General features: G+C 54.3%; 2 rRNA genes (1 of these 2 running past the window's edge). Both read left to right on the forward strand.

Annotated features, from left to right (window positions below):
* Positions 1-2,720 (forward strand): 23S ribosomal RNA (locus OSH10_RS22880); it begins 32 nt to the left of the window's first position.
* A 98-nt stretch (positions 2,721-2,818) separates the two neighbouring features.
* Positions 2,819-2,933 (forward strand): 5S ribosomal RNA (gene rrf / locus OSH10_RS22885).
* Positions 2,934-2,958 lie beyond the last annotated feature (25 nt).

A 2,958-nucleotide genomic window follows, 5' to 3' on the forward strand; every position in this document is an offset into this window, starting at 1 on the left:
CTTGGCGCTAAGAGGCGATGAAGGACGTGGTACGCTGCGAAAAGTTACGGGGAGCTGCGAACAAGCTTTGATCCGTAAATATCCGAATGGGGAAACCCACCCAGCGATGGGTATCGTGCACTGAATCCATAGGTGTACGAGGCGAACCCGGGGAACTGAAACATCTAAGTACCCGGAGGAAAGGACATCAACAGAGACTCCGCTAGTAGTGGCGAGCGAACGCGGATGAGGCCAGTGGTTCATGTGAGACAACCGGAAGGACTTGGAAAGGTCCGCCATAGTGGGTGATAGCCCCGTACGGGTAATGCGAACATGGATCCTTGAGTAAGGCGGGACACGTGAAATCCTGTCTGAACATGGGGGGACCACCCTCCAAGCCTAAGTACTCCTTAGCGACCGATAGCGAACAAGTACCGTGAGGGAAAGGTGAAAAGCACCCCGACAAGGGGAGTGAAACAGTTCCTGAAACCGGATGCCTACAAACAGTCGGAGCCCAAGGTTTGTCCTGGGTGACGGCGTACCTTTTGTATAATGGGTCAGCGACTTAATCTGACGAGCAAGCTTAAGCCGATAGGCGTAGGCGCAGCGAAAGCGAGTCTGAACAGGGCATTCAGTTCGTCGGATTAGACCCGAAACCGGGTGATCTAGCCATGAGCAGGTTGAAGGTGCGGTAACACGCACTGAAGGACCGAACCCACGTCTGTTGAAAAAGACGGGGATGACTTGTGGCTAGGGGTGAAAGGCCAATCAAACTCGGAAATAGCTGGTTCTCCGCGAAAACTATTTAGGTAGTGCGTCGGATGAATACCTTGGGGGGTAGAGCACTGGATGGGCTAGGGGGATTTACCGTCTTACCAAACCTAACCAAACTCCGAATACCCAAGAGTACTATCTGGCAGACAGACGGTGGGTGCTAACGTCCATCGTCAAAAGGGAAACAACCCTGACCGCCAGCTAAGGCCCCCAAATCATGGCTAAGTGTGAAAGGATGTGGGGATCCCAAAACAACCAGGATGTTGGCTTAGAAGCAGCCATCATTTAAAGAAAGCGTAACAGCTCACTGGTCTAAATAAGGGTTCCTGCGCCGACAATGTAACGGGGCTCAAGCCATGTGCCGAAGCTGCGGATTTGACCGCAAGGTCAAGTGGTAGCGGAGCGTTCCGTAAGCCTGTGAAGGAAGACTCGTGAGAGCTTCTGGAGGTATCGGAAGTGCGAATGCTGACATGAGTAACGACAAACAGTGTGAGAGACACTGTCGCCGAAAGTCCAAGGGTTCCTGCGTAAAGCTAATCTGCGCAGGGTTAGCCGGCTCCTAAGGCGAGGCCGAAAGGCGTAGTCGATGGGAATGGGGTGAATATTCCCCAGCCTGCGGGTAGTGACGAATCCCGTGTGTTGTAGTGCCTTACTGGATTGGTGCTGCAGCGAAGGGGTTCCAGGAAATAGCTCCCGCGTACAGACCGTACCCTAAACCGACACAGGTGGACTGGTAGAGTATACCAAGGCGCTTGAGAGAATGGTGCTGAAGGAACTCGGCAAATTGCCTCCGTAACTTCGGGAGAAGGAGGCCCTCGTCTTGGGCAACCAGGGCGGGGGGGCACAGACTAGGGGGTAGCGACTGTTTACCTAAAACACAGGGCTCTGCGAAGCCGTAAGGCGACGTATAGGGTCTGACGCCTGCCCGGTGCCGGAAGGTTAAGAGGAGAGGTGCAAGCTTTGAATCGAAGCCCCGGTAAACGGCGGCCGTAACTATAACGGTCCTAAGGTAGCGAAATTCCTTGTCGGGTAAGTTCCGACCTGCACGAATGGCGTAACGACTTCCCCGCTGTCTCCAGCACCTACTCAGTGAAATTGAATTCCCCGTGAAGATGCGGGGTTCCCGCGGTCAGACGGAAAGACCCCATGAACCTTTACTATAGCTTTGCACTGGCATTCGTGTTTGCATGTGTAGGATAGGTGGTAGGCTTTGAAGCATGGGCGCCAGCTCGTGTGGAGCCATCCTTGAAATACCACCCTTGTGAATATGAATGTCTAACCGCGGTCCGTCATCCGGATCCGGGACCGTGCATGGTGGGTAGTTTGACTGGGGCGGTCGCCTCCCAAAGTGTAACGGAGGCGCGCGATGGTGGGCTCAGACCGGTCGGAAATCGGTCGTCGAGTGCAATGGCATAAGCCCGCCTGACTGCGAGACTGACAAGTCGAGCAGAGACGAAAGTCGGCCATAGTGATCCGGTGGTCCCACGTGGACGGGCCATCGCTCAACGGATAAAAGGTACTCTGGGGATAACAGGCTGATGATGCCCAAGAGTCCATATCGACGGCATCGTTTGGCACCTCGATGTCGACTCATCACATCCTGGGGCTGGAGAAGGTCCCAAGGGTTCGGCTGTTCGCCGATTAAAGTGGTACGTGAGTTGGGTTCAGAACGTCGTGAGACAGTTCGGTCCCTATCTGCCGTGGGTGTAGGAATATTGAGAGGATCTGTCCTTAGTACGAGAGGACCGGGATGGACGTACCTCTGGTGGACCTGTTGTGGCGCCAGCCGCATTGCAGGGTAGCTATGTACGGACGGGATAACCGCTGAAAGCATCTAAGCGGGAAACCCACCTCAAAACGAGTATTCCCTTGAGAGTCGTGGTAGACCACCACGTTGATAGGCCGGGTGTGGAAGTGCGGCAACGCATGTAGCTTACCGGTACTAATAACTCGATTGGCTTGATCATTCTCATTAATCCATGCTCATCCCAGGTGATCTCCAAGAGAACACCGACATGCGAGATGAACATCGCTGACGCAAAAACCAGTTTCTGTGCTTCGCCGGCCTGGTGGTCATGGCGAGGAGCCTGAACCCGATCCCATTCCGAACTCGGCCGTTAAACTCCTCTGCGCCAATGGTACTTTGTCTTAAGACACGGGAGAGTAGGTCGCTGCCAGGCCTGCAAAGCACAGAAAAATCTTCGA

It is taken from the genome of Kaistia defluvii (assembly GCF_026343955.1).
Taxonomy (GTDB): domain Bacteria; phylum Pseudomonadota; class Alphaproteobacteria; order Rhizobiales; family Kaistiaceae; genus Kaistia; species Kaistia defluvii.